The following is a 23,456-nucleotide window of genomic DNA, read 5'->3' as shown; positions in this document are numbered from 1 at the left end:
AGACTTGCAGAAACATTTGAATGATTAAAACAGTCAACAGGAAACCAAACGAGATAGACCGGCAGGTAATTATTATGAAGTGTATAAGTTCTTTGAGAATGAAGGCAATAGACAAAAATTGCGAATGCCTGGGGCTTCTACCTGTCCAGTTAATGGAAAACGCAGGAGCTATTATTGCACAGAACGTGCGGGAAAAGCTTGAAAGCGGCAGGGTACTTTTTATCGCAGGGAGGGGAAACAATGGGGGAGATGCTTTTGTAGCCGCCAGGCACCTTGCAGGCTCTTCAGGATACACTGTAAAGGTAATTCTGCTGGGAAAAGTCAGGGACGTAGGAACTAAAGAAGCTTTCCACAACTTTTCTCTACTGAAGTTCAGCCGTGTGGATCTGCTTGAAATAACGGACTCAAGCCAGCTTGAAGCTGAGGCTTCGGACTGGTTCCTGGAAGCTGATCTACTCGTAGATGCAATATTCGGAACCGGAATAAAGGGAAAAATCAGAGAGCCAGAATTGACAGCTATTGACCTTATAAACCAAGAAGGAAAAGCCGGAAAAACCGTAATCTCGGTTGACATTCCCTCAGGACTTGATCCTGACGGCGGAGATTTCGAAAAAGCTGTGCATGCAGGGTTTACGGTCACTTTTCACCATATGAAGATAGGGCTTTTGAGCGAGAAGGCAAAAGAATACACTGGCGTGATAAAGGTTGCAGATATTGGAATCTGTGCCGATGCCGAACAGTACGTTGGTCCCGGAGATCTTATGATGCTACACAGGCGGAAGTCTGAGGGACACAAGGGCGATTCCGGAAAAATTCTTGTTATAGGGGGCGGCCCGTATTCAGGAGCTCCGGCCCTTGCAGCCCTTGCAGCCCTAAAAGCCGGGGCAGACCTTGTAAGTGTAGCAGTCCCTGTCCCTGTAGCCGAAATCGTGGCATCATATTCTCCGAACCTGATCGTCCGAAAACTCTCTTCGAGTGTTCTCTGTCCGGATGATCTTTCCATCCTTCTGGACCTTATAAATTCTCATGATGTAGTCGTGATGGGCATGGGGTTGGGGAGAGCGGCAGAAACCCTGGAAGCCGTTCGGAAAATACTGCCCTTTTGCAGGAAAGCCGTTCTTGATGCCGATGCTCTTTCAGCTCTCTCAGGTGCTATCTTTGAAAGCCTTGCAGGCAACTGCGAACTCATAGTAACTCCGCATTCAGGAGAATTTGCTCGCCTGAGAAATATGGAAACTCCTGAGAGCCAGGAGTCCCGTATTAAAGCTGTCAGGGAATTTTCGGAGGAAAAAGGGGTTGTAACGCTTCTCAAAGGAAAAATAGATATTATTTCGGACGGAAAACAGACCCTGTTGAACAGGACAGGAAATCCAGGCATGACCGTGGGAGGGACTGGAGACGTTCTTGCAGGGCTTACTGGATCGCTTTTTTCTAGAAATCCCGCGTTCCTCGCGGCAGCTTGTGCTGCACATATCAACGGGGCAGCCGGTGATCTGGCTTTTGAGAATGCAGGAAATGGGCTGCTTGCAACGGATGTTCTCAAAAAAATTCCTGAAATAATTAAAGAGTTCAATATCGGGTAAAATAATGGGGAGGAAATTCGCATGATACATGAAATTGAAAGGAAAATCGAGCTGGAAATTGAACGAAATCGGATAAGAGTTACGATTTTTCACGGGGAAGACGAACAGGTCATAAAACTCAACCTTGAAGAAGCCAGAGAACTTCGGAAAGATCTGGATAAAGCACTTGAAGACTATTCACAAAGAAAGCAAATCAGGATCGATTGATCAGAGAATAAATGCGTTAAAATGCCAAATAGGCATAAGGTGCCAAGAAAGAACTAAAATGTTAGAAAAAATAATTGAAATGCTAGAATAAGGCACTGAAATTCTAGAAAAAGGAAATTGAAAATTAGATTGGCTTGAATCAGATAGATCAAACTCAATATAAAATACGAAAAACGCGGTGGTTTTGTGGAAAAGCAATTTACTCATATTGAGTCCGGCAGAGCGCATATGGTAGACATCAGCGAAAAGCGTGAGGTCCCAAGATTGGCGCGAGCTGTAGGGGAGATTATACTTTCCGGGGAGACTATAGAGAAGATAAAAACCGGAAATGTGGAAAAAGGCAATGTGCTTGCAACTGCGCGGGTTGCGGCCGTGCTTGCGATTAAAAAGACCCCTGAGATAATCCCAATGTGCCACCAGATCCCGATCACTGCCATAGATGTAGATTTCAAAATCGGCAAAGGGATGATTTCAGCGGAGGTAGAAGTCCGGACTGTCGGAAAAACGGGGGTTGAAATGGAAGCTCTCACAGGAGTTTCAGCAGCGTTGCTGACTATCTGGGATATGGTGAAATCTGTGGAAAAAGATGAGAGCGGGAATTATCCAAATACTTCAATACAAAATATCAGGGTACTTGAAAAGCTCAAAGGATAAAGCCCAGAATAAGCCCATAAAAAATAAGCTTTTTAAAGGATGGGATATATCAAGACGGCAGACTGAGGTATATATCTTGAAGATAATAGGTGGACCAGCATCACAGTTACTTGCCAGCCGCACTGCCCGGGCTTTAGGGACAGAGCCTGTACTTTCCGAGTTTAATCGTTTTCCTGATGGGGAACTTTATCTCAGAATCGCAGAAGAGACCGAAAACGAGCGTGTGACCCTTATCCAGAGCACGCCTACTGATTCTGACCTTGTTTCCCTGATCCAGCTTATCGATGCCTGTGAAGGGTCAAAAGAGCTCAATGTCGTGATTCCTTACATGGGATATGCCAGACAAGACAAAAAGTTTAAGTCCGGAGAGCCGATTAGTGCCCGCGCAGTTGCTCGCTGTATCAGGGCTGACCGCGTTTTTACGATAAATATCCACGAAAAAAGCGTGCTTGAACATTTCCATGGTCCTGCGGAAAACCTCGATGCAGCTAAACTTGTTGGGGAGTATATTGCAGGGCTTAACCTGGAAAATCCACTTTTGATTGCCCCGGATTCGGGAGCTGAAGAACTTATAAAGCATGTCTCGTCAAGTCTGGGCTTTGATTATGATCACCTGGAGAAAACAAGACTTAGCGGGGATACAGTTGTAATCAAGACAAAGAATCTTGATGTAACGGGCAGGCATGTTGTCCTTGTAGATGATATGATTGCAACGGGCGGGACAATGGCCGAATCTATCCGTATGCTCAGAGCCCAGGGAGCATTAGACGTTCACATTGCCTGTGTACATCCTGTACTTGCACGGAACGCAGCTTTAAGGCTCTTCAATGCGGGCGTAAAGGACATTATCGGAACTGACACCCTTGAAAAAGCAGAAAGCAGGCTGAGCGTTGCCCCTCTTATTGCCGGGGCCCTAAAAGACCTCTGATTAAAATAGTTTAATTTTATTACCGTTAACTATTTTTTATGTTCTGTTGTTCTTAGTATTATGACTCTTCCAGAAGCCTGTCCACTTGATGAAAGCCAGACATGTAAAGGGCGGGAATGTCACCTCTTCTGCCTTGAGTGGAGAACGAGGGAACCCACCTGCCTTATAGGCTACAGCACAACGAGTAAAGTCAAATCCGGAAAAGCTGACCGTAACAGGGATACCTATGCTGAAGAGACTTTCCGGAAACTAGGCAGGCAGCCCCTCTCCAAAAGAAAAGAAGTCTCTGAAAAAGGAGACTGGATTCCTTCAAGGCTCACAAAAAGACTTCCAGAAAGACCCGTTGAAAGGAAGGAGGAAAGCTTTACTCAGAGCCGGAATTCCCAGGAAACATCTGTAAAGATATCTGAGATGAAGCCTGAGGAAAACCATGACAAAAGGCTGAGAGAAAGGTATGCTGCCAGTGATGCAGAGAAAGCTTCCATACGTCTGGAATCCAGATTGAAAACTGAGTCTGCTGAACAGAATCCAGTTATATATGCAAAAACTCAGCCCAAAATTCCGGAAAAGCCAAAGGGCCCGGAAAAAGTCATTTCAAGAGATAGGCATACTACAATCTTTGCACCTTATACCGACAAAAAAGATAACTCGAACCGACCAGGGAGAGAAGAAAAAGCAGAAAACTCTCCTGAAAATAGGGAAAAACGTAAAAAGCTTGATAAAGAGATGGAAATAGACCTTCCTGAAACTTATGATGATGATTTCTGGAGTTAAACCACCCTCAACCCGAAAAAGACTGTTTCTCAGTCAAGCGTTGCGGCTCAATAGTCGCAGCTTAACAATTGTCTTTGAGCCGCTTTGTCACGTCGTCAAGTCGTTTTCGTTCAAGCCTTTTTGAAAAGGCTTGCGGTCAAGCAATTTTCTCAAAAAGGTTTTCACTCAAGCCTTTTTTGAAAAGGCTTGGTTAACAGCCCTCAGCCCGAGAAAGCAGCTCAGACACACAGGCAGACATTCTGGAAAGGGTTCACTTCCTTTGATGGAAAAATTATTTTCTTTATTTAGGAGTTCCTGATGTAGACCTGCTTGAGTTCTTTAAGATGCCTATTGTTTCGGGTTTTAAGACATTGATATGATTATAAACCATGAGCATAGAAAGAATTATAAAGAAAGCAAGTACGTCTGAGAGATACTTTTGCTACCTTAAGATTCTTGTTTTTCATGTTGCTTGACTTTCATTTTGCATGCCTTGGAAGGAAACAAAAAAGGATATGATGATTCAGGATGGACCGCCAGACATACCAGATAATCTACAGCTCACTGCATGACTTTAAAGATGTTTTCCGCCTTTCGGAGGAATATTCTAAACCAGTAGGCGTGCTTGCAACAATACTCAACCAGAAAGTCGTAAAAAAAACTCGATTCAAACACAGGAGAATTTATTCCCGGGAGAATGAACTTTTTTTAAAATGGAAACAAGGACGTCCGATCCTTGATCTTGCAGAATACACAGGTTTTCCTCCTACCCTTATGGCATCACTTATTATGAAAAACTGTCAAATTTCCAAAAAAAGTATAAACTGGCTTTTCAAAAATGTGGATTTAATCGAAAACCGCCGCCTTCGAAGGGAAGTCAAAAAAGCTCTTGAGGCCGATCACTTCTTTTCTCCTCACGCCCATGAGATGCAGTGTAAGAAAGGTGAAATGGGAGAAGTAATTATCCAGAAATGGCTTGATGATAGGGAAATCCCTTACTGTACCGAAGCAGACATTCGGGCTAAGGGAGAAGGCAAGACTCCAGATTTTGTCCTGGAAAACCCTGTATGCATAGACAATCTCATGGTCAACTGGATTGAAAGCAAAGCACTCTTCGGAGACGACTTCGAACACGAGCATTATTCTAAGAAGCAGTTTCGGGAGTATGCAGAGATTTTCGGAGAAGGCATGGTTGTCTACTGGTACGGCTATCTCGAAGATCTTCCTACCGAGGGCTATCTTGTAAAGAACTACAGCTTTTTTCATGAGTATAAAGAGGAAATTGACGAGCTATTTAATTATCTGGTGTACTGGTAATCTCTCTCGCAAGCCTTTTCAAAAAAAGATTTACGCACAAATCTTTTCAAAAAAATTGTTTGCCTGCAAGCCTTTTCAAAAAAGGCTTGAGCGAAAATCCCTCTGGCGACCTTTGAGTTTGATAACCTTATTCCAAACCCTATCGCGTGATCAACCGGCGCAACGGTTGTATTAAAGCTTTACAATAGACGACATATTTGTAATGGGATCTTTTTCTACCTGGAATACATGGTCTGCCGAGTCTATAAGGGATTCGTCATGGGAGACCACAATTATCTGGCCTACGCCTATTCCGCGCATCATGTCTATGAGTTTCAAAAGCTGGTTTATATGCCCGCGGTCCAGGAAAACCGTGGGTTCATCAAGGATCATTGGTGGAAGCCCATCTGCCCTATCTCCGCCGAAACCCATAGCCAGAAGTCTATAAATTGCACAGCGCAGGACAAGGTTAAAGATCGCCCGTTCTCCTCCGCTAAGGAGTTTCGGTTCAAGGGGAGTGCCGTCTTTTCTGTAAACCGTGAGATTGTATTCCGGGTCGAGTTCGATATGGGAATAGGCATTGTTTGTGTACATGAGGCTGAACATTTCATTTAAAAGGGTAGAAAGGGACCCTATATTTCTTGCTCGCATATCAGCCCGCACGCGCATATACATGCTCTCAAGCTCCTCAGCATTGCTATATACGGCTTCGAGATACTGCTGCCTGTTTTCAAGAGCTTTGAGTTCATCTCTCAGCTCATTGCGGCGTTTTAGGCTGTTCTCGACCATACCTACCTCTTTTAAAAGCGTGTCTTTTGCAGCCGTTATTTGTCGGATTTTTTCGTTAAGACTTGTCTGATACTCTTCAAGCTGTGTACGTTTTAACTGAAGATCCTCGAGCCTGCTTCCCTGCAGTTTTTCTTCAAGCTGTTTTACTCTCTCCTTTCTTTCAAGGATTTCCCGGTCAAAGAAGCCGACTTTTTCGGCAAGGTTCCTGATTGAAGCCTCAAGCTCGGAGATCTTGTATTTTACGTTGTCCATGCGGATCAGATTTGCCCCGAGTTTTTTTGTCTGCAAGAGGCGCTTTTCACTTTCTTCATGATTTTTCTTTGCCAGGTCTTCTTTTTTCCGCAGAGCCTCAAGCTCAACCCCAAGAGCTTTAAGTTTTTCCTTTTCCAGAATCTCCCGTTCGGCAAGCCCTTTTATTTTCTCATTGAGCTCTCCAAGTCTCTGCCCATAATTTTCGATCAGCGCAAGGGAAGTCCTTATTTTTCCATTCAGGCTCTCAATTTCTGAGGCATTCTCAGCAATTTTATTCTCAAAGGCTTTTGCCTCTCGAAGCGCTTTTTCGCTCTCACTATGGGCTTTTTGAGCTGCCTCCTCCCAGCCCTGCAGAGCTTTAATATCCGGAAGGAGCTTGCCCATTTTAGCCTCAAGTTCCTCCTTTTGTTTATTAAGACCTTCGAGTTTAAGTGAATCTTCCTCAATCCGGGTTCTATGGATCCCTATCCTTTCTTGCAGGTCCCTTGCCTTATTTCTGAGCTTTTCAGTTTCCAGGTCGTAATCCGAAATCCGTTTCTCCAGCTTTTTTGCATCCTTGAGCCGGTTGATTTTTTTCTCTATCTCAGCTTGCTGGACCTTTATCTCGAGAAGTTCTGCTGCAAGTTTTTCTTTCTTCTGTTCTGATTCTCCGGTTGTACACGCAATCTCAGAGCCTTTAAGTTCCTGCCCGCAGGTAGGGCATTTTCCTTCGGCAAGTAGCTGCCGGTTTTTACTGAGGACTTTCTCAAGCTCCCTGAGGGTAGTTTCAAGCTCTTTTTCCCGCCCATGCAGCCTGTTTTTATTTTCCAGCAGAAGTTCGCTGAGATATTCCAGATCTTCAAGTTGTTCTCCGGTAAAGCCAAGTCCTTTTAACCCTGCAGAAGCTTCGGATTTTTGCTCCTGAACTCCCAGAGATGCCTTTTCATTCTCCCTGAGCTCCTCTTCAAGAATTTCAATCTCGGTTTTACCTTTACGAACTGCGACCTTATAATTTTGAAGTTCCTTATCAAGCGTGAGAAGATTTATGTCTTCTGTTTCTTTTTCTTTGAAAGCAAGCGCAAGCTTTGTTGAGGCTTCGTTTTTCCGTTCACGCAGAAGACTTTCTTTTTCTTCCAGCTCCTTTATAAACAAAGGAATCTCATAAGTGTCTATAAAACCTATAGTTTCTTTTGCAGCTTCTTTTAGCTTTTTGTTCTCGTCCTCGATTCTTAGTATATTTTTCCTATTTTCTTCAATTTCCCCATTTGTAGCCCCAATATCTACCCTGCACTGCGTCAAAATATGTTCAGTTTCAGACTTTTCGTTTTCGAGGTCATATAGAGCCTGAGTGTGAACTTCTTCTTCCCTGAGAAGAAGAGCAAGTTCTTTTGAGATGGTATTTACTTTTTCCCTGGCAAGAAACTCCTCTTTTTCCTGTTGCAAGCTCAGAGTCTCAATATCTAGGTCTCCAAAGCCGCATTTTTCCCTAATAATGTTATTTTCTTCTCCTAATGAAAGCAGAGACTGCCTTTGCTCGTGGGCTTCTCCGGCGAAGATTTCTTTTTCCCGGATACAGCCAGCTTTGTTTTCCTGGGATTTAACTAGTGCCTGCTTTAGAGTCTGGATTTCCTGGAGGCGTTCCCTGTGCTCTTTAATCATCAGGTCTAGTTTTTCCTTCTGAGCAGTGGCAGCCTCCTTGTTTTCATTAAGCTTTTTTAAGACAGTATCGCTTTCCTTTATTTTCTGCCTGAGCCCATTAAGTACGGCATGCGGTTCTGTACTTTCTATTTCCTCTATTTTGGTTTTTATGCCTGAAAGGCTGTTACTTGTGTCCCTTTGAAGCCTTCTGATAGCCGTTTTTGCGCTGCCTGCCCTTTCTCTATATTCTTCGAGCTTTCCAAGTTGCAACAGGCCGTCTATCATTCGTTGCCTATCTTTTGGTTTTGCATTAATGAGTACGTCAATTTCGCCCTGTCTGATGTAAGCGCAGTTCCTGTACGCCTCTTCATCCATATTTAGAAGGAAGCAGATCTCTTCATAAGTCCGTGTAGCCTGGTCGACAATACTTTCCCCATTGGCATAGAGTACGCATTTCGAATTCGAGGCGTTCTCACTTTTAGGGGAATACCTGAAAGCCTGTTCGATAAGGTAATCCTGCCCTAGATGCTCAAAACCCAGGCTTATTTTTGCATTTTCAGCTCCTTTGAAGATTACATCCGCAAGCACAAAATCCTTTGAAAGAATTTTGCTCCCGAAAAGCCCCATAAAACAGGCTTCAAGCAGACTGGACTTCCCGCTCCCGTTTACCCCAGAAATAACTGTAACTCCATCTTCAAACGTAAAATCCAGTTTTTTATAACTCCGGATGTTTTCAATATACAGGTTTTTGAGCTTCACAGGTAATCACCAAGATTGTACTGTCGGGGTACAGCAGTCTTTCTTTTTCCTTTTTTTTGCCCTGCCTTCTCCGTTTTTCCGGTTAGATCCGTAGTCTGGGCAGGTTCCTCTTCAGGCAGCTTTCTGGCTTTGCCTGGTTTGCCCTTAACCTTGAGCTCAGACAGCTTTCTAATCTTCTTCTCAGGCCCCTTTTCAGGAAGTTTACTTTCGGCTTGATTTTCAGGTTTAACTTCGGGTTCACTTTCTTTGTCTTTCCGAAACTCTATTCTTGCTTCTTGAGCTTTTCCCGGAGTCCTGGAACTTTCCTGCGGGAAATTCAATTCTGGAGAGGCTATTGATTCGCTGGATAGCTCTATTAATCCCGAATCCGGCGGTATCAGAGACTCCGAATTAGATATACATTGAGAACTTGATTCTGATGCCAATCCTGAACTATCTGGACTCACGGCTGAAGTCTCAATGCTCTTTGAGACTTCCATGCTCTTTGAAGCTTCAGTACTCTTTTTTTCAGTATTATTTATTTTGTCTGAAGTCCTCAGAATTCCTGAGAGTTCAGTAATTTCAAGCTTTCCGGTAACTATCCCCGCTGGCCTTTTTTTTCCTGCAAACCCTGCCTCTCCCGCATCATCGGCGTTTATTTCCTCAAATTCCAGAAATCTAGCAGTGGTGGCAGAGCTGGCAGAACCGGAAGTGTAAGCAGGCTCATCTGAGCTGGTCGTATTGGAGGGAATCTCTATCCTAAAATCAGGGCTTTTGAAGTCCATAACTTTAGCTTCAATAAGATTAGAAAGTCGGCCTTCGGTCTCTTCGTCCACTCTTGACCTTGAGATATTCGGGCTCCGGACAATTTCATCAATAATCAGCCCGCCGTCATTTAAGTTCATTCTTTTGATCTCGTTTGCAACGGCATGGTCAGGGTCAGAAAAGGTTACTTTTAAAACTTCCTCTGGGAAGGATTCTTTTATCCTCCGGTCTTTAACATTTGACACAAGAGCTCCTTTATTAAGCAGGTATTCCTCAAGCTCGCTCTGTGACAGGACTGTGCTCGAATCCCCGAATATTTCCAGAAAGACCACGGATTCAGGAATTTCTTCAAGATGCTCATTTACTGCAGAAAAAATCTGCTCATAGGGCTCATCTTCCCCGGTCAAATTTACTTGAATTGAAAGGAAATTCCGGGTAGGAATCGTGCGTTTGCTAATTTCAAGACCTTTTTCGGAAAGTGTAATAATATTATAGGAACGGGCTTCATTTTCGGACAAGCTGTTTCGTTCCGTACTGCCAGGGTAGGTTATCCAGGTCTCACCTGTCTTATTTTTAACTATTGCATGTTCATGGTAGTCGCCAAGAAGAACTGCATCAACCTTGAAAGGAAGGTTCTCAAGAACCTCATCACAATCCCATTCAGCATATGGAAAAGGACTCATTATCTGGTGCATTACAAGCAGTTTCCAGCCGTTTTCCTCAGGGGCAAAACCGGCGGGAGAATCAGGCGCTTCAAACACTGAATAGTCGAATATAGGAATTTTTGATTTCGGGACACTGTCGATCCCATAGATTGCCACATTGCCTACCATATGCGGATTTTTCCCGAGCCTTGCCGCAAGCCCCATCTCCTCAAAAAGGTCAAGCCATTGGGTATTCTGCTTGCTCTCATGGTTTCCGACAATTCCGAAAAAAGGTATGTCAGCCGCCTTCAGCCTGGAAAGGATATTCATTGTCTCAAGAAGATCTTCAAGGATCGGGTTTCTCGAATCAAAAAGGTCTCCCGCATGCACTACGGCATCAACCTGCATCTCAACAGCATCGTTTACAACAAGCTCGAAAGCTTCAAAAAAATCCTTTCTCCGGACTTCGTTGTGGTATTGCCTGTATCCCAGATGCGTGTCTGCAGTGTGGAGTATCCTTATTTCCCTGGCCATGGTTTTATCAGTCTCTAATTTTTACCCTATAAGGGTTTCTATATTAGTAATTAACTAATTTCCACAGAAAACAGACTTCTCTAAATAAGGGAGTTAACATCTTTCATGCCGGAATGCTGACTATTTGACATAAACCTGACATAAAAATCAAGGATAAGCTTTCTGTGGCAACAGTCTAAATGTTAATATCAACGCAAGAAGACCATAATGATGTTTTTTGTTTGTTTTGTTTCGCGCATATTCACGGCTAGAGCCTGGGTTTCGATAAATAAAACCGTATGTCTCCACATGTCCAGTTAGAAGTTCTTTTAAAAAATGAAGGAATGTTAACGAGGAAAAGAAAGAATTCGTCCTGCAAATTATTTTTTCTGAAAAATAGAAATGTATATTTTACAAACCAGTTTTATACACACCGTCTCGGGTTTGCGACCTCTTTTTTAAGAATTTCCATCCAATCCGGAGCCTGCACGCCGGGGTATTCATATCCTAAAAGAAGGACCTCGCTTAACTCTTCGTCTTCAACCGGCACATACCCGGTTACTTCATACGTTGGAAACGGAACCTGGAGGACTCCTTTTACAGTCTCGTCACCTTCAAGTTTCGTAAGCCTGGTAAGATTCTCAGTAAAAAGTACTTCTTCGGCACTGCTTGCAGTCACAATAGGTATTGTACGAATCGAGTGATACATGCACGATTCAACCACAACGAATCCAAGTACGAGTTCTTTCCAGATCATGGGCTTGTTCTGGTCAGTTGTTTCTACCATTGTTTACCCCCAACTAAACATTCGGTTTAATAGGTTTTGAGCTTATAGAAATGATATGACCGTAATCGATAAGTTCTTTTCTTTTGAGAAAACTATGTTAGAAATCCCTTTTCTACAAAAGTTTTGGATTCTCAAACTAGATAAAAACAAATCTGACTGTATAATTGAACTGAATTCTTAAACAAAGAAAAATAAGTAAACAAAAGAAAAACAAGTAAACAAAAGAAAAATAAGTTAAGATCTAAGCAATTGAAGTGGAAAATTGTAGTACGTAACCTCAAAAATACTTAAGACATCTTTTAATGTGTCCAGGATATGAGTTTAACTGTAATGTCTATCGTGTCTTGTATTGTGTCAACTGCGTAGATCTCGATTTGTATTTCTGTTTGTATGTTTCTTTTTGCCTATTTCTTTTTGTTCAGGTATGAATTATCGTCTCAGGGGATGTCATTGAAAGAAACACTCCACAGGGGGACACAGTAGTGAGAGTACCGGATCACAAATCGTATAACTTCTTTCCGACACTGTATCCTGCACCGTATCCGTCTTTAAACCCATTAAAATATCCGCCATCATATCCGGAATCCGGCCCATAGTAGATCGCGAGGAACATTCGCGGATCTTTACCGGTTATACCATCTATAAACCCGGCACTGTACCCTTTTAAGTATCCTTCCCAGTAGCCGCGATCATAGCTGTCATTGTTTTTTTCATATTTTACAGATGCAGCTGCGCTTACGGACGAAGCCACCATCGAAGCTACAAAAAGAACTAACAGAAGAATACTTAATGTCTTTCTTATTCTTTTAGATATTTGTTTTCCCATTCTTTACCCTCCAATTTTTTGTTTAATTTTATCTAGATTTTTTAGTCATCCATTTTACTACGATTGGTGTTTTAAACCTCTGAATATTTATCGCGTTCACAGCAATTTTTTAATCTTCATCGGTTAGATTAGCCCTACTTTGAGATTAATAAACCTGGATTTCAATTGCTGTTCAACTTATATTCATATCACTGGGGGGTATATAAGAAGGATAGAAGAAATTCTCCTTACATTTATTAATTATAGAAAAGAATGAATAATAATAATCTAGATAGATTAAAAAATGGGATTTGATCTCCTAATATCACAAAAACGCTGTTGGGCCGATGGTTATAATACTCTATTACCCACCGATATCAGTGAAGAGGAAGCACAGGAAGTAGTATATGGTAGTAAAAAATATATTATTAAACACAGTATAATTTTACTTTATAATTGATATAAATGAGAGGATAAGATGATAGGGATCTCTGAAATAATTGTGTTCAACATAATATCTCTTATACTCTTAGTATTAATTTTGAGGCTGCTTTTTAAGTTAAAATGGAATTAAGAATAAAGTGGAGGCTGTAAAATGATGGGAGTCAATGAAATAATAGCGATTGCGCTCAATGTAATTATACCTGTCATATTTGTGGTAGTGATCGTTAAATTACTCCGTAAGTTAAAATGGGATTGACAGTTAATCAATCGTAAATAAACAATTGTAAGGAAATTGCAATTCCTCTAAAGTCCCAGACAATGTTAAAATTTCATTTTGACTCCTTCAGTCTTTACGAAACAGTTTTTTCTTAATTTTTCGCCTTGCACTGCCTGACATCTGTTTAAGAATAATGGGCGTGGGCGTATTTTTTCCTGCAGGAGCAACTTTTCCTTCACGAATTGCTTCCAGCACGGCTTTTAGGGTATTTTCCGACGCATCGATCTCGGTGTATGCTTGTCCTACCATTTCGGGAATATGGGAATCGCTTCCTGCAACGCCTGGGATTCCAAGTCTCTTTGCCTCTATTGTGGCTTTTCGGTTGGCTTTATTAAAAAGGCAGCGGGAGTTAAAAACCTCAACGGCATCAATGTCAAGCCCTTCGAAACTCCCTATTCCATGGGAACTGCGCTTGAATGGGTGAGGAACAATAACCGTGCCCCCGAGTTTCCTAGCTCTCTCGATCGTTTCTTCGGGGCTCAAAAAAGGCTCGATATTCTGTCTGATTCCAAGAACAAGGATATGCCCTTTTGAAGAAGTAACCTCCACGCCTGGAATAACCGTAAGCTCAAGGCCAAGATCCAGAGCCTTTTTTTCACAGGCAAGCCCGCCTTCCACAGTATCGTGATCACAGAGAGCAAACCCATCAAGCCCCTTTTTACGTGCGACTTCAAGGATGTCGTCGTGTCTTGATTTGCTGTCTTTTGAATACTCGGAATGTACATGCAGATCGAATTTCATGCTAACAGGTGAATGATAGATGAATTTATATAAATTTTGAAAAGGAATTTACTCTGCATGTATTTTTTATAACAATGCTTAAGAAATACAAAATGTTTGTTTATTCATGAACAACATTTTCTTAGAAATGAGAGAAAAATCCTAGAGGAATTGCGAACGGGCAGAAACATAGCAAAAATCTGGTTTTAAGGGTGTAGTTTAGGATATTAGGAGGGTCTGATGTCTTCAGTAGACACCCGTTCGCATGTAAACAAACAACTTCTGGATATAAATATCTTTCGTAAATATACGAACTGTATTCCGGTCATACGATAAACTCTCTGATAAAAAGATATTGGAAAATGCTCTGTCAATATTCCAGTAATTTTTATAATATTCAAAAAGCTTTATACTCTTCAGAAAAGTCTGGGAATGTTACGCGTTCCCAGACTTTGTCCTTTTAAAATTTGGATAAAAATCATTCTTCCCTTATGGTTTCCTGAGGTTCAAGGAGAGCATGTACCCGGTTAATTATCTCGGTTCTTGCTTCATAATCCACAAGTATCCTCTCTCCGAATTCAACCCTGTGTACGATTCCTTCTTCATACAACCAGGAGAGAATTGACATTCCTTTTTCCGAATTAGGAAGGGAAAGAGAGCAAAAACACCAGGGGGGTAGGTGTTTTATTATCTCGGCTTTTAGTGCAGTCATGCCGATGCCTTTTTTTGCGGAAACAAAGACAGGATTAGGGGCCATATAGCCTATCTGTTCCATAATGGCGTCAAATTCAGATTCCTCAACCAGATCGGCCTTGTTAAGCACGGTAATGATGGGCACTCCCTGAATCCGGTCCCAGAGAGTATCGTGAGATGTTGAAAGTTTCTGCAGGATCGTTTCGGGTTTTTCGCTTGCATCCACGACCAGGAGTATAAGATCCGAGAGAAAAATTTCGTCAAGAGTAGACTTGAAGGCATCAACCAGCCAGTGAGGAAGATCCTCTATAAATCCCACGGTATCGGTCAAAAGAGCTTTTCGTCCTCCAAGGTCCAGAGCTCGGGTCATGGGCACAAGCGTTGTGAAAAGCATATCCTTTGCCTCGACACTTTCATTTACAATAGCGTTGAAAAGCGTGCTTTTTCCGGCATTTGTGTATCCTGCAAGGGAAATTAAGGAAAAGCCTTTCCTGTGCCTTAAAACCCGCAGGGACTCATCATCCTTTTCTGCAGATTCGAGTTCATTCTGAATCCTTGTAATCCTCTTTTTCAGGTCCTGTTCATAAGAGTCCTCGTAGTCTCCAAGCCCCATGAAGCCTGCCCTTTCCTCCTTTTTAAGGAGAGAAACAACCGCTCTTGCCCTAGGTACCTCGTATCTCAATCTTGCCAGTTCAACCTGGAGTTTCGAGCGGTGAGTCGTTGCCCTTTTTGCAAAGATTTCAAGGATAAGCTGGAATTTATCTATAACCTGGCATCTGCAGATTTCCGAGACATTGAAAAGCTGGGTTGTAGAGAGCCTGTTATAGAAAATCACTTTCTCTGCACCCGTACTCCTGACAAGTTCGGCAAGTTCCTCAATTTTTCCCCTGCCGAGCTGGTACTTTGAGTCGGGATACCTGGTTTGCTTAAGCTCCCCAACCGTCAGGTAACCTGCAGCTTTTGTAAGCTCTCGGAGTTCCTGAATGAGATATTCTTCACTTTCAGGGTCCGAATTGGGAATTGTTCTTTTAACGAGAATTACCCTGTTCCCGTTATTGGATCCGTTACTGGATTTTTTTTCAGCTAAAATTTTCATGCCTCGATTTCAAGTTCCTTTATCAGTAGATTACGGGCGCTCAGGGAAATATGGTGCACGAGTTCAATTGACCGTCTCTCGGCAATCGATTCCTGATACTTAAAAGCCCTGGAAAACATACTTTCGGTCACCCATATGGGTTTATTATACATATCCCCCTTTTCTGCCACAATCGTACCTTCAAAGGAAAGCTGGTCAGCCGTATCTTCGATTAGCTGCACGACATCTAGCAAGCGGGGAGCTCTTTTTTGCCAGAGGGGAAGGATTTTGATCTGCTTGACCTTTTCGATATGGCTAGCCGAAACCGTAAGCGCTGCGGCTGCACATACCATATAATAACCTCCTTTAATCCTATGCCTTCCAGAGATGTCTACTGCAATAATATCCCACATATACTTCACCCTCGGCTGAATATCTGACTGTTACGAAATTCTGATTGCTATGAAATTAAGAAAGATTAATATCTGGGAAAAATCCCCTCAAAATACCAGACTAGAATCTCAGATTCTGATCTCATATCAAAATGTCAGATTAGAATATCATATCCAAATCTTACATTTTCGTTCGGCTGATATCCAGGTATTCGATTTCTTCCCCTTTCTCTACCGCAAAAAGCATTGTTTTCCTAACACTGTTTGCAAGCCTGATCGCTCCGGACATAACCGAAAGCCTGAACTCGAAATCCGCAGGAATGGCGTTTACAAGGTATTCAGAATGCGGAATTTTTTCTATTGACTCTACCTTTCGGTATACCCTGAAATTCGTCCCGAATTTAAAACCGGTTTTGACCACATGCCCCGAATCCCTGAGATTTTTATATGCATTGTACTTTCTCAGGAAGGAGCTTTCAATCTCCGAGGCTTTTTCGATAAACTCTTCGAACGAAAACACTTTACCTTTCCTGTCTCGAACCGTTATTACGCCTCTGGAAAAGAGGTAAAGGGATTCTACCAGGGAAAGCTGAAGCCTTTCGGAGTCCAGCATTTTCCCGTAAAAGCCCTTGGAATAGAGAGTTTCCGAAGCCTGAGCATCCCAGACTATTACTCTGTCTTCCAGGAAAGTTGCATCGGTTTTGACGGCAGGATACGGCTCAGGCATTCCACCTTTAGGAACTACGGTTTTAACTTCATAGAAAGTAAGGTCACTTTCTTCATCCACCACAGCAAGGATGAACTGTTTATGCACATTCTCTGCCGAGGCAACCGAGTCCTGAAGGAGTTTTACAGAAAGGAGCTGCCTTTCCGACTGGACGTGGACAAAAATATTTGCCGCACTTTTGCCAGGGTGGCTGCCTCTGGGATACACCCGGAAATCAGCAGCTGACGGCTGGACATAATACCCTCTCTCTTTAAGATCCTTATAAACTATATATTTCAGCTCAAAATTCGGCTGTCTCAAAGAAGCCTGTTCGAAAAAGGCTCTAAAATCGAGCAGTATACCTTCGAGTTCGATATCGAGCTTTCCTCTGGATAGAAGAAAAGCAGCTTCTACAAGTGAGAGTTCAAGTCCTTCACCTTTAGGACGCCCGAAGTACCCAGTTTTATAAAGTTCGGCTACCGCTTCCTTTCCGGCAAGGACCCGGTCTCCTTTAAGTTGTGTTTTCAATAGATTCACCTGAAAAGAAAATGAAATGAAAATAAGTTCTTTACCTGTCTGGTTTGCTGCAGTCTAATTTATTATAGCGTAATTTCTCTTAATCTGGAGTCTAATTACATAATTTGTTATTATCAAGTTTGTTGTAATCCAGTTTATTGTAATCTAATCTGCTGTAATCTAATCTTGTTATAATCGATTAATATAATATTGCTTTTTCGACCGGCATATAGAAGGGGCAGGACTTGTAGACGTTGTTGACGAAGCCTGGAGATGTCACGGAATGCACGCATCACGGAATAAGCCTGGATCACGAAACTTTCTTGCAGTCTCTACAAGTGAGCTCGCAAGCTCCCTATATGCAACTCCGTGCAGGTGGGCATAAGAGCCAAGGGTATTTCCAGAAATCAGCCCGTCCATGTCATTCTTTATGCCTGTTCCCCTTGACAGGGTTATTGCAAATTCAGCGTTTTCAGGAATTTCCCTTATCTCTGAATGGTGGAATTCGTGTCCCTTGAAGCTGTTGCCTTTTTTCCCGAGAATGCAGTCCTTATTAAGGGTTCCGATATTGTAACTGACTACTCTTGTTTGGCCCATAATGGTATGCCCTGGGAGCGCCCCAACCATTGAATATGTGGAGGCCGGCATTGAGGCATCATGATAGGTGCCTTTTCCGGGGATGCCTGTGCTTATTTTTTCCGTAAGGTACATAAGCCCCCCGCACTCGGCATAAATAGGCATGCCTGCAGTAGACGCCTTTTTTATATCCTGGCGCATGGACTCGTTAGCTTCAAGTTCGGCTGCAAAGAGTTCGGGATAACCGCCCCCTATATAGAGCCCGTCAACCTCAGGCAGAGTTGGGTCTTTAACAGGGCTGAAGTAAACGATTTCTGCACCTGCAAGTTTCAGAAGATCGATGTTATCGCGATAGTAAAAGTTGAAAGCCTCATCCAGGGCTACCCCTATCTTTGGTCTGGATGCTCCGGAATCGGAAACCGAAGAAAAAACACTGTTTTCAGGACTTTTCAGGGGCTTTGCGCTTTTTGCAATTTCCAGGAAGCGGTCCACATCAATTCCTTTATTGATGATTTCCTCGATACCGTGAAGGCGGGCTTCAAAGTTTCCATCCCCAAATCGCCTTCGGCCTTCAAGAGCTGGTATAAGTCCGAGATGGCGCATGGAGATCTGCATCGAGGGGTCTCTTGGAATTATTCCTATTACCGGAATGCCAGTGTAATACTCGATTGCTTCCTTTGCTTTTTCGGCATGGCGGCGGCTTCCTATGTTATTAAGAATAACGCCTGCAATTTCCACATCAGGGTCGAAGTTCTTATATCCGTTGACAAGGGCAGCACTTGAACGGGTAATACTCCGTGCATTGATTACAAAAATTACAGGGCAATTAAGGATCTTTGCGATCTGGGCAGTGCTTCCAAGGTCGCTTAAGCTTTCAAAACCTTCATAAAGCCCGCGAACCCCTTCTATAATTGCAATATCAGCCTTTTCGCCGGCCTCGCAGGCATGGGTATAGACATCCAGAATCCCATTCTCATCCATAAGGTAGCCGTCAAGGTTCCGGCAGAACCTGCCAGTTATTTCAGTATGGTAACTTGGATCTATATAATCCAGGGCGACCTTAAAGGGCTGGACTTTGTATCCCCTTGAAACCAGAGCAGCCATCAGACCCATAGAGATTGTAGTCTTGCCTGAAGAGGAACGGTCTGCGGAAATGAGAACCCTTGGAATCCCTGTAATGGGTTGCCTGTCATTAAGCATTTTTCGATACCCCTGATTTGTTTTACACGACGGCTAGTAGTTAACTACTTTTGCACTTCTTAACGGAAATTTCGTCGACCTTTGTCGCTCTGGTTTATTTTGTCAATTCCCTCAGCCGCTCATCGCTCAGGGAATCGGCTGTAACTCTTTTTTCGTTTTCAAGAATTGTTTTCCCAAGCTTGCGATATATATCTGCAATATCTGACTCGGGAGCTTTTTCCATTACCGAGTAACCTTCCCTTTCACAATCCTGAACTGCCTGTCTCTTAGGGATAAAAGCCATAAGCTGGCTGCCTATCTCTTCCGAAAACTTCGAGACGATTTCCTCTTCCCTGCTCGCATTTCTGGAATTACAGATTACCCCGCTAAGCGGCATTCCTATCTTCGACAGGCCTTTGCAGATATTATTTGCTGCATAAAGGGGCATGTACTCACCTGAGGTCAGGACGTAAGCCTCATTTACAAACCCTTTCCTGACAGGGGCAACAAACCCTCCGCAGACTATGTCTCCGGGCACGTCGTAAATGATCAAATCTTGCTCTTTTAAGAGCTCTCCTGAAATGCTTTTCAGTTTCTGGATGGCAACAATAATTCCTCGCCCTGCACACCCTATGCCGGGCTCGGGGCCGCCGGCTTCTACGCATTTGACTCCTGCGTATCCTTCAAAGACTACATCTTCTTCTTTTACATCCACACCCTCACGCAGGAGGTCGAGAATGGTTGGAATTCTCCTGCCTCCAAGCAGGGTGATTGATGAGTCACTTTTAGGATCGCAGCCTATGATCATGACCTTCTTTCCTGCCTCGGCGCAAGCGGCGGCAACGTTTGAAGCCGTACTCGATTTGCCTATGCCGCCTTTTCCGTAGATCGCTATGACCTTCTGGTTTTTCAAAGGATTTTCCTCCTGATTTTTTTCTGGTTCTTTATCCTGGCTCTTCTTGTTCAGGCTTCCTTTGCAACTTCCCTTAAGGTAGCCCCAAACTCGGATTCTACAATCTCACTGACTCCCAGCGTTTTTGGGTGGAGGTCAATTTCTACTAGCACATACTCATGCCCCATTTCCTTTAAGGGCAGGACCTGTCTCGGGCCGTTAGTAACCGAAATCAGCTCCATGTTCCTTATGTGCTCCATAGGGATTGCGTGCGGAACACCCGTAATGACCGCAAAATCAAAATCACTGTATTTTTCCTTTATTAATTCGCTTACCTTTTCGCCTGCAATCGGGTACTCATCCATACCGCCAATAATTTCATGCACCTCAACCCCGTGTGCTTTGAGGTCTCTCATTATATACTCGGCATGCTGCCTTACTCTGGGAAGCCCGAGCTTTGGGTCGATATTTGCCATGTTGATAAGGTTTTCTTTTTTCCCGAGAGCTGCTGCAACTTCATTGACTGCAAGGGTAATGTCTGCAAACATGTAGCCGGTTTCTTTTTTGGCATTCATGATGACAAGGCCTTTCTTGCCTTCCTTGAGGAGTTGAATTACACGCTTTGCAGCTTTATATTTGACATCCCCGCGGGAGGGGGCAAGGTATTCCCGGCTAGCAGCCCCAAACCTTTTTTCCACATCTGTGGCTTTTGCAAGGAGGTATTCCTGACGCTCGAATTCTTTATGGTCAATAATCCCTGCATCGAGTGCGGATTCCAGGGCAAAGAGCACTCCTTTTGTATTATTGTGATAGCCTGCGTGCACCTCAACTTCGATTACAGGGACATCTGGATTTGCCTCGAGCACGGCTTCGTGCATTTCTTCCCCGATAATCATGCTGGCGCAGGTTCCTACAACCCCGATAACTTTAGGGTTAAAGAGTTCCACGGATTTGTTAATAAGTTGTACAAGCCTGTCATGCCCTCCGAAAACGAAACCGTTCTCATCAAGGCCTGTGGTAACGACATGTATACCATCTTCTTCGAGCAGCCTTGCATGTTTAAAGGAACATCCTGGAGGCCCGTGCAGGATAGCGACATCGACATTTAAGTCTCTCAGAGTGTAAAGAGCCGCTACTATGGAACTTGGACGGGGATGAATAATTGAAATCTCTTTTCCAGCCATGAAAAATCCTCTTTTTCAGATAATTGGTGCTGATAAGAATAATAATGCATTTCCTTCTGAAATAATGCATTTCCTTCTGAAAGTTAATGTACCCTACGGAATTTGGATTACTTCCTGTACCACAAACGGGGTTGTGAAACACGATCAGTTGAACTTTATACGAGTAATGGAAACGAGTACAGATTGGAAGAGCCTGTATAAAACTCTATCATCAAAATTTCGGCAAAACGCCTGCAGCCTGACCCTAGTTTATGTCCAATTTATATGGTCACATCGGAGAATAGTTTCTCAATAATTCCTCAGTGAAAATCCTCCATAAACGGAATTCTTAACGGAAGCATTTTACCGAAGAGAGTATTATATCTTCGTCTTCTGCAAATCCCAAGGCTTTTGAGAGTCCTTCCGGAAGATCCTGTGCATAAGATATGTTTTCGCCAGCTACTGCCTTCATCCGTTCTCCTACTAGAATGACCTGCCTGCATTTTCTTCCGAACTTTTCTACAAAGCACTGCACGAGTTCAGGGGGTAATCCTTCACAGACTTGAGAAGCTTCTTCTCCCAGCACGAGGATGATGCCTTCCTTTTTTTCGTCCTTTTTCTTAAGGAGAGCATGCTCAAGGGCTTTTTCGGCTGAGAGGATATCCATGCCGGAGTTAGAGTTATCTATAAGGGAGATGCCGTTCATTTCCCTTTCCTGCATCCTGCCTGAAAGCCCCTTGAATCCTTCAATTACCGATATAATAGCTTCAGGGTCAATTCCAAGTTCGAGGGCAGCTGCCGACGCCGCAACAAAGGCAGTCCTGTAAGCCGAAATATTATACCCTGGTCGCAAGGAAGCTGAAAATATTTCTTTTTCCTTGTGCATGAAGCGAATACCAGAATCTGAGGACATCGGCGAAGCCTGGAGCTCGGGTGAGCCTGCTGACTTTGATGAATCTGATAGATTGGTTGATCTCGACGAACCTGATAGATTGGCTGACTCTGATAACCCTGATGGGCTTGAGAGCATTTCCAACTCTGAAGAGACTGCTAGTGCTTCAGGCTTGAGTCCGGTTTCCAGCACAAAGTCGGCTACCTGGTCTGGGGTTATGGAAAGTTCAGCAATGAACGGATCTTTGAAGGTTAGAACTTTAGTTTCAGTCGTTTTTGCAGCTTTGAGGGCTTTTTCGGCTCCTGCATTAATGAGAAGGGTACTTCCAGGTTCTGCGTGCCTGATAAGCTGGAGTTTTGCTTCGCTTGCAAGGGCTTTATTGTTTGCAATCCCATAGTCCGGCGAAAGGGTTGTAAGAATCCCTAAATCAGCAGTGCCTGTGCCTCCTATTGAGATCTCAAAGACAAAAAAATTTGGTCTGAACCCGGCTTTGAAAGCTTTCTCAACTGCAACCAGAATGCTTCCGGGAGTTATGCTCAGGCCTCTGTAAATAAGGGAAGAAGTACCCGCTTTCCAGTACTCGAGCCCCCGTGAAGTGTGCAGTACTACTTCAAACTGCCTGGAGAGCATATCAGCAAGGAGGGAGGCAGTACTCGTTTTTGCTTTTACGCCTGTAACCTCAACCGTCTTTATGTCAGATAGTCTTGAGTCGCCTTTGAGGATTTCTCCGACAATTTCATGGTGCGAGAGGATTTTTTTTCCCTGCGTCCTAGCTTCTACAAGCATCGGATAGGTAGAATCAAGGTGCACAGGCGCTACCAAAATATCGAATCCAGAGACAGGAAGAGAAGTTTTTGAACAGTGTATCCTGTATTTATCCTCAAGTTCAAGCAGTGTTCCAGGCTCCACTGTCCCATAGACATCTATTCCGGTTACTTCGCTTCCAGCGGCTGCAAGACATTTTGAAATAGAAATGCCGCCGTGAGTCAAATCGAGTACGGCAAGCTTCTTTCTGTCTAGGTCCATGATAAAACCGGACCCTATGTATAAATTTAAAGGGCTTCCTGAGCCCTTTTGAACACAAGGTCAGCGATAAGTTCATCGGCCCCAAGAGGCTTTGCATAGCACAGAGGGACTGCTTTTCCATCAATCTCCAGGGTACCACAGCCCTTTTCGTCAAGGCTCAGGATCTCGGGGATATCCTTTGTGATATGAACTCCAGAAGCCAGGAAAACCGGCACTGCTGCAATTTTTGTCACTCCAGTACCAGAAAAGCCTTCAATTGCTTTTTCAAGGGTTGGCTCACTATTTTCCATAAAGCCTGCTCTTACAACAATGTCAGAGTGCTTCTGTGCGATATAATCTGCGATCTGGGTAACTACTTCCTTATTGTAAGGCAGCTTACTCCCGTGGCCTATGGCCAAAATTCCGAGTTTTTCTGTCATTTTTAAAACCTCAATCTTGTCTATTCAGGCTTAACACAATCGTTCGGATTTGTAATAATGAAGAGTTTAACATAGTTAGGATTTATATGATATAATCCTTTTGAGAAAGTAACAACGGGAGAAAGTTTTGGTAGATCTGGGCATAACCAACAGTT

General features: G+C 43.3%; 19 protein-coding genes. 6 read left to right on the top strand and 13 right to left on the bottom strand.

Features of this window, described 5'->3' with window-relative positions:
* The first annotated feature begins 74 nt into the window (after positions 1 to 74).
* The 6 genes from BP549_RS08925 (at position 75) to BP549_RS08900 (ending at position 5,442) form a co-directional block, all read left to right on the top strand.
* Positions 75 to 1,583 (top strand): NAD(P)H-hydrate dehydratase, encoded by a 1,509-nt coding sequence (locus BP549_RS08925; RefSeq protein ID WP_292380779.1) that lies wholly within the window; start codon positions 75 to 77, stop codon positions 1,581 to 1,583.
* A 21-nt stretch (positions 1,584 to 1,604) separates the two neighbouring features.
* A complete protein-coding gene (locus tag BP549_RS08920; protein WP_292379920.1) occupies positions 1,605 to 1,790 on the top strand; it encodes a hypothetical protein in 186 nt (61 codons plus the stop codon).
* 186 nt (positions 1,791 to 1,976) lie between these two features.
* Entirely contained in the window at positions 1,977 to 2,444 is a 468-nt protein-coding gene (moaC, locus tag BP549_RS08915; protein ID WP_292379918.1) for a cyclic pyranopterin monophosphate synthase MoaC, read from the top strand.
* Positions 2,445 to 2,520: 76 nt separating this feature from the next.
* Positions 2,521 to 3,372 (top strand): ribose-phosphate diphosphokinase, encoded by an 852-nt coding sequence (locus BP549_RS08910; RefSeq protein ID WP_292374007.1) that lies wholly within the window; start codon positions 2,521 to 2,523, stop codon positions 3,370 to 3,372.
* A 60-nt stretch (positions 3,373 to 3,432) separates the two neighbouring features.
* Complete coding sequence (locus tag BP549_RS08905; protein WP_292379917.1) at positions 3,433 to 4,146, top strand: hypothetical protein; 714 nt, start codon at positions 3,433 to 3,435, stop codon at positions 4,144 to 4,146.
* Between the two features lie 507 nt (positions 4,147 to 4,653).
* A complete protein-coding gene (locus tag BP549_RS08900; RefSeq protein ID WP_292379915.1) occupies positions 4,654 to 5,442 on the top strand; it encodes a C15orf41 family protein in 789 nt (262 codons plus the stop codon).
* Between the two features lie 171 nt (positions 5,443 to 5,613).
* Here BP549_RS08900 and BP549_RS08895 read toward each other — a convergent pair whose 3' ends face one another.
* From BP549_RS08895 to cfbA, 13 genes are all read right to left on the bottom strand, one after another.
* Positions 5,614 to 8,838, bottom strand: coding sequence for a DNA double-strand break repair ATPase Rad50 (locus BP549_RS08895; protein WP_292379914.1), 3,225 nt, complete (start codon positions 8,836 to 8,838; stop codon positions 5,614 to 5,616).
* Positions 8,835 to 10,760: a metallophosphoesterase family protein gene (locus BP549_RS08890; RefSeq protein ID WP_292379912.1), complete on the bottom strand. Its 1,926-nt coding sequence runs from the start codon at positions 10,758 to 10,760 to the stop codon at positions 8,835 to 8,837. The genes BP549_RS08895 and BP549_RS08890 overlap by 4 nt, the downstream gene beginning before the upstream one ends.
* Before the next feature lie 403 nt (positions 10,761 to 11,163).
* Positions 11,164 to 11,526 (bottom strand): hypothetical protein, encoded by a 363-nt coding sequence (locus BP549_RS08885; RefSeq protein ID WP_292373959.1) that lies wholly within the window; start codon positions 11,524 to 11,526, stop codon positions 11,164 to 11,166.
* Between the two features lie 496 nt (positions 11,527 to 12,022).
* A complete protein-coding gene (locus BP549_RS08880) occupies positions 12,023 to 12,352 on the bottom strand; it encodes a hypothetical protein (protein ID WP_292379911.1) in 330 nt (109 codons plus the stop codon).
* A 766-nt stretch (positions 12,353 to 13,118) separates the two neighbouring features.
* Positions 13,119 to 13,793 carry a PHP domain-containing protein gene (locus BP549_RS08875; protein WP_292373963.1) on the bottom strand — a complete coding sequence of 225 codons (675 nt, stop codon included), beginning with the start codon at positions 13,791 to 13,793 and terminating at the stop codon, positions 13,119 to 13,121.
* Positions 13,794 to 14,250: 457 nt separating this feature from the next.
* The gene (gene hflX / locus BP549_RS08870; protein ID WP_292379910.1) at positions 14,251 to 15,561 is read right to left on the bottom strand and encodes a GTPase HflX; all 1,311 of its coding nucleotides are present in this window, start codon (positions 15,559 to 15,561) and stop codon (positions 14,251 to 14,253) included.
* Positions 15,558 to 15,953, bottom strand: coding sequence for a DUF2209 domain-containing protein (locus tag BP549_RS08865; RefSeq protein WP_292373966.1), 396 nt, complete (start codon positions 15,951 to 15,953; stop codon positions 15,558 to 15,560). Before BP549_RS08865 ends, hflX begins: the two co-directional genes overlap by 4 nt.
* 160 nt (positions 15,954 to 16,113) lie before the next feature.
* Positions 16,114 to 17,166: a tRNA-intron lyase gene (gene endA, locus BP549_RS08860; protein ID WP_292379908.1), complete on the bottom strand. Its 1,053-nt coding sequence runs from the start codon at positions 17,164 to 17,166 to the stop codon at positions 16,114 to 16,116.
* A 264-nt stretch (positions 17,167 to 17,430) separates the two neighbouring features.
* Entirely contained in the window at positions 17,431 to 18,930 is a 1,500-nt protein-coding gene (gene cfbB, locus BP549_RS08855) for a Ni-sirohydrochlorin a,c-diamide synthase (RefSeq protein WP_292379906.1), read from the bottom strand.
* A gap of 94 nt (positions 18,931 to 19,024) precedes the next feature.
* Entirely contained in the window at positions 19,025 to 19,822 is a 798-nt protein-coding gene (cfbC, locus tag BP549_RS08850; protein WP_292373972.1) for a Ni-sirohydrochlorin a,c-diamide reductive cyclase ATP-dependent reductase subunit, read from the bottom strand.
* Positions 19,823 to 19,872: 50 nt separating this feature from the next.
* Positions 19,873 to 20,985 carry a Ni-sirohydrochlorin a,c-diamide reductive cyclase catalytic subunit gene (gene cfbD, locus BP549_RS08845; protein ID WP_292373974.1) on the bottom strand — a complete coding sequence of 371 codons (1,113 nt, stop codon included), beginning with the start codon at positions 20,983 to 20,985 and terminating at the stop codon, positions 19,873 to 19,875.
* 328 nt (positions 20,986 to 21,313) lie between these two features.
* Positions 21,314 to 22,882, bottom strand: a complete 1,569-nt coding sequence (gene cfbE, locus BP549_RS08840; protein WP_292379904.1) for a coenzyme F430 synthase — start codon at positions 22,880 to 22,882, stop codon at positions 21,314 to 21,316.
* Between the two features lie 26 nt (positions 22,883 to 22,908).
* Positions 22,909 to 23,301 carry a sirohydrochlorin nickelochelatase gene (gene cfbA, locus BP549_RS08835; protein WP_292379903.1) on the bottom strand — a complete coding sequence of 131 codons (393 nt, stop codon included), beginning with the start codon at positions 23,299 to 23,301 and terminating at the stop codon, positions 22,909 to 22,911.
* Positions 23,302 to 23,456 lie beyond the last annotated feature (155 nt).

It is taken from the genome of Methanosarcina sp. UBA289, assembly GCA_002496565.1.
Lineage (GTDB): Archaea > Halobacteriota > Methanosarcinia > Methanosarcinales > Methanosarcinaceae > Methanosarcina.
Note: the sequence above shows the minus strand (reverse complement) of the source record. Positions and strands in the feature narration are given on the sequence as shown.

What these genes read in the sequence shown, in the direction of transcription:
- BP549_RS08900 (WP_292379915.1), top strand. Translation starts at nt 4,654, where the DNA reads ATGGACCGCCAGACATACCAGATAATCTACAGCTCACTGCATGACTTT.
- cfbE (WP_292379904.1), bottom strand. Translation starts at nt 22,882, where the DNA reads ATGGACCTAGACAGAAAGAAGCTTGCCGTACTCGATTTGACTCACGGC.
- cfbB (WP_292379906.1), bottom strand. Translation starts at nt 18,930, where the DNA reads ATGCTTAATGACAGGCAACCCATTACAGGGATTCCAAGGGTTCTCATT.
- BP549_RS08905 (WP_292379917.1), top strand. Translation starts at nt 3,433, where the DNA reads ATGACTCTTCCAGAAGCCTGTCCACTTGATGAAAGCCAGACATGTAAA.
- BP549_RS08875 (WP_292373963.1), bottom strand. Translation starts at nt 13,793, where the DNA reads ATGAAATTCGATCTGCATGTACATTCCGAGTATTCAAAAGACAGCAAA.
- BP549_RS08920 (WP_292379920.1), top strand. Translation starts at nt 1,605, where the DNA reads ATGATACATGAAATTGAAAGGAAAATCGAGCTGGAAATTGAACGAAAT.
- cfbA (WP_292379903.1), bottom strand. Translation starts at nt 23,301, where the DNA reads ATGACAGAAAAACTCGGAATTTTGGCCATAGGCCACGGGAGTAAGCTG.
- BP549_RS08880 (WP_292379911.1), bottom strand. Translation starts at nt 12,352, where the DNA reads ATGGGAAAACAAATATCTAAAAGAATAAGAAAGACATTAAGTATTCTT.
- hflX (WP_292379910.1), bottom strand. Translation starts at nt 15,561, where the DNA reads ATGAAAATTTTAGCTGAAAAAAAATCCAGTAACGGATCCAATAACGGG.
- BP549_RS08890 (WP_292379912.1), bottom strand. Translation starts at nt 10,760, where the DNA reads ATGGCCAGGGAAATAAGGATACTCCACACTGCAGACACGCATCTGGGA.
- BP549_RS08865 (WP_292373966.1), bottom strand. Translation starts at nt 15,953, where the DNA reads ATGTGGGATATTATTGCAGTAGACATCTCTGGAAGGCATAGGATTAAA.
- cfbD (WP_292373974.1), bottom strand. Translation starts at nt 20,985, where the DNA reads ATGGCTGGAAAAGAGATTTCAATTATTCATCCCCGTCCAAGTTCCATA.
- BP549_RS08925 (WP_292380779.1), top strand. Translation starts at nt 75, where the DNA reads ATGAAGTGTATAAGTTCTTTGAGAATGAAGGCAATAGACAAAAATTGC.
- BP549_RS08885 (WP_292373959.1), bottom strand. Translation starts at nt 11,526, where the DNA reads ATGGTAGAAACAACTGACCAGAACAAGCCCATGATCTGGAAAGAACTC.